Genomic DNA, 3,931 nt, shown 5'->3' with positions numbered 1-3,931 from the left:
GCGCGCACCTGCGGCAACACGCGAACCGGCCAGCGAACCCTCGTTCCTGCGGCCCACGGCAACCCCGGCATCGGCGCCGGTCGCCGCCCGCGAGGAGCTGCCGCCGCCGGCCCAGCCCGCGCGTCCGCTGCCGCCACCGCCGTTGCCACCGGAGCCGACATTGCCGCCGCTGCCGGTAGAACCGGCCCTGCCGAACTTGGTCGAGCGCGCGATTGGCGCGGTCAAACACTGGTTCACCCAGGGCAACGTGCCGGTGAAGATCGGCATGCTGGTGCTGCTGGCCGGTGTTGCCGCGCTGCTCAAGTACGTCAGCGATCAAGGCTGGCTGGTGGTACCGGTCGAACTGCGGCTGGCGGGCATCACCGTCGGTGCGCTGGGCCTGCTGGCGTTCGGCTGGCACCAGCGCGAGCGCCGGCGGATGTTCGCGCTGGCCTTGCAGGGCGGCGCCATCGGCGTGCTGCTGCTGACCATCTTCGCTGCCTTCAAGCGCTTCGATCTGCTCGCGCCCGGTTTCGCTTTTGCCAGCTCGATCGCGCTGGTGGCGGGGCTGTGCGTGCTGGCGGTGGTGCAGAACTCGCGCACGTTGGCGGTGCTGGGCATCCTGGCGGGCTTCATGGCGCCGCTGTGGCTGTCCACCGGCAGTGGCAACCACGTCGGGTTGTTCAGCTACTACGCCGTGCTCAACGCGGGCATTTTCGCCATCGCCTGGTATCGCCCGTGGCGTGTGCTGAACCTGCTCGGTTTCGCGTTCACCTTCGGCATCGGCACCTTCTGGGGCGTGCTGCAGTACGACGCGGCCAAGTTCGCCAGCACCGAACCGTTCCTGCTGCTGTTCTTCGCCTTCTATCTGCTGATTCCGCTGTTGTATGCGCGCCGGCAGCCGGCCGGGCGTCGCGATCTGGTCGACGGCAGCCTGGTGTTCGGCACGCCGCTGATCGCCTTCTCGCTGCAGGCCGGCATGCTGCACGAACAACCGATGACGCTGGCCCTGTGTGCGCTGGGCCTGGCCGCGATCTATGCATTGCTGGCACGCGCCCTGATCGCGCGCGCGTCGTACACGGTGCTGGCGCAGTCGCATGCGGTACTGGCCGTGGGCTTTGCGACGCTGGCAGTGCCGTTGGCATTCTCGGCGCGTGCCACCGGCGCGGTATTCGCGCTGGAAGGCGCCGGTCTGGCCTGGCTGGGGTTGCGCCAGAAGCGCTGGTTGCCGCAGGTGACCGGTGCGCTGCTGCAGCTCGCCGCCGCATTCGCGTTCGTGGTGGGTGCCGACCATTGGCATCAGGACCAGCGTTTCCTGCTCAACCCGACTGCGATCGGCGCGCTGCTGCTGGCCGTGGCGGGTTTCGCGGCGGCGTGGAGCTACCAGCGCAGGCAGCGCCATGACATCGCCCTGGCGTATTACCTGTGGGGCCTGCTGTGGTGGTTGGGTGGTCTGGTGCATGAAATCGGCCGCTTCTTCCAGAATTCGGTGCAGGCCGATGCCGTGTTGGTGCTGGCCGCCATCACCGCCTGGTTGGCGTCGGAAGTACAGCGCCGCATGCCGGCGCGTGCGCTGGGCGTGACCGCGCTGGTGATGCTGGCAGCGGGCTTCCCGTTGGCGCTGCTGCAGAGCGATGCACACCAGCAGCCGTTTGCCGGCTACGGCGCATTGGCGTGGGCAGTGTTCGCCGTGCTCGGCGTGCGCAGCCTGCTGTGCCTGCGTCAGGGCAGTGGCGGCGTGGCCCGTATCGCGCAGTTCCTGTGGTGGTTGTTGTGGCCGTCGCTGCTTTCGTTGCTGGCCTTGTGGGGCGGCGGCGACGCGCGCCTGGCGCAGGGCTGGACCGCGTTGCTGGTGACCCTGCCGTGGTTGCTGCTGGCGGCGCTGTCGCTGTGGCGCTGGAACGTGCTGCGCTGGCCGCTGGGTGCAGCGTTTGATCCGGTGCGCCTGCCGCTGCAGAGCGTGATTTTCGCGGTGCTGGCGTTGGCCTGGTTGTTCGGCCTGACCCTGGCGGGTGACGCCACGCCGTTGCCGTGGTTGCCGCTGCTCAATCCTGCCGAACTGGCACAGTGGGTCAGCCTGTTGCTGATCGCGCGCTGGCTGTATGACGCGCAGGGACCGGCGTCGCTGCAGCGGTTGCGTGTACCGGTGCTGGCCGTGGCCGGTTTCATCGCGTTGACCAGCACCGTGCTGCATGGCGTGCATCACTGGGGCGGGGTGGTCTGGGATCCGACGATGGCCCGCTTCAGCCTGGCCCAGACCAGCCTGACCGTGTTGTGGAGCGTGCTCGGCGTGATCGCCTGGGTGTGGGGCTCGCGTCGCGGCCAGCGTGTGCTGTGGATGGTCGGTGCCGTGTTGATGGCCGTGGTGCTGGCCAAGCTGGTGCTGGTCGACCGCCAGCACCTGGGCAACCTGCTGGGAATCGCATCGTTCATCGCCTACGGTTTGCTGTGCACCGTGGTGGGTTACCTGGCGCCCGCGCCGCCGAGCGCGCCGCCAACCGTGGAGGAAAACCAATGAGGAAGTGGAGCCGAGCGTTGCTGCCGGTATTGTTCGGCGTGGCCGGTGCAGTTGCGGCACAGGCCACGGACTACCGCGCGCAGTACGCCGAACAATGGCCGCTGAGCCTGTCCAGCGCGCAGTCCGGTGCCTACCGGGTGGTGCTGGAGCCGGCGATCTATCGCCGCGCAGGCGCAGCCGACCTGGGCGACCTGCAGGTGTTCAACGCCGCCGGCCAGGCATTGCCGTCGGCGCTGCTGGCGCCGGATCAGCCGTTGGCGCAGCCACCGGTGCAGCGCGAGCTGCCGTGGTTCCCGCTGCCGCCGCTGGCCGAGGCCCAGCGCAACGACCTGCAGCTGCTGACCGAGCGCGATACCGACGGCCGTGTGCGCCGGGTCGAAGCTCGGCTCGGTGGTGGTGCGGTAGCGAACGGGCAGGGTGGTTGGTTGATCGATGCCAGCGTGCTCGGCCAGCAACCGTTGGCAGCGCTGGTGCTGGACTGGGCCGAAAGCAGCCAGCCACTGCAGGCGCAGGTACAGCTCGATGCCAGCGACGATCTGCAGCGCTGGCAGTCGATCGCCCGCGACGTCCCCCTGGTGGACCTGCAGCGCGCGGGCAAGCGCCTGCTGCAGCGCCGCCTGCAGGTCGACAGCAACGTGCGCTACCTGCGGATCCTGCCGCAGGGTGAGGCGCGCCTGCCGGAGCTGCGCAGCGTCCTGGCGGAACTGCCGCCGGCGCCGGCAACGGTGCCCTGGGAGTGGCTGTCGCTGACACCGACCGCGCAGGGCAAGGGCGAGTTCACCTTTGAACTGGATGGCCGATTCCCGGTGACCCGCGCCGACGTGGCCAGCACCGACAACAGCCTGGTGCAGTGGACCTTGTTCAGTCGCGATGACGCTGCCGCCGAATGGCAGCGCCGCAGCGCGCCCTGGATCGCCTATCAGCTGCAGCAGGGTGCCCCGGGCCAGCGCCAGCAATCGGCAGCACAGCCGTTGGGCGGCATGTACCGCGACCGCTACTGGAAGCTGGTCGCGAGCCCGGTGGAGACCACCAGCGCCCCGACCCTGCGCCTGGGCTATCAACCGGAAGTGATGGTGTTCCTCAGCCAGGGCGCAGCGCCGTACGCACTGGCCGTGGGCAGTACGACCGCGCGCCGCGCAGAGGCACCGATCACGGTACTGATCGAGGAACTGCGCCAGCGCAATGATCCGTCGTGGCAGCCGACGCTGGCACGCTTGGAAGGTAGTCCGGAGACGTTGGCCGGTGATGCGGCGCTGAAGCCGCAGCGCGACTGGAAGGCGTGGCTGCTGTGGGCGCTGCTGGGGCTGGGCGTGCTGGTTGTCGGCGGACTGGCGTTGAGCCTGCTGAAGCAGAAGCCGTCGCCTTCGGCGTAGTTTGCGGCGAACGGCGCAGCCCCTCGTGGGTGGATGGTCGTTGAGAGCAGAAGCCGTGGTT

At 69.1% G+C, this 3,931-nt stretch carries 2 protein-coding genes; both read left to right on the top strand.

The features are described 5' to 3' along the window. Positions 1-2,497, top strand: a 2,497-nt coding sequence (locus DBR20_RS01770; protein WP_258223099.1) for a DUF2339 domain-containing protein, incomplete at its 5' end; no start/stop codon positions are given. After that, entirely contained in the window at positions 2,494-3,870 is a 1,377-nt protein-coding gene (locus DBR20_RS01765) for a DUF3999 domain-containing protein (RefSeq protein WP_108264976.1), read from the top strand. The genes DBR20_RS01770 and DBR20_RS01765, both read left to right, overlap by 4 nt. The last annotated feature ends 61 nt before the right edge of the window (positions 3,871-3,931 follow it).

Source organism: Stenotrophomonas sp. HMWF023, from assembly GCF_003060985.1.
Classification (GTDB): domain Bacteria; phylum Pseudomonadota; class Gammaproteobacteria; order Xanthomonadales; family Xanthomonadaceae; genus Stenotrophomonas; species Stenotrophomonas lactitubi.
Note: the sequence above shows the minus strand (reverse complement) of the source record. Positions and strands in the feature narration are given on the sequence as shown.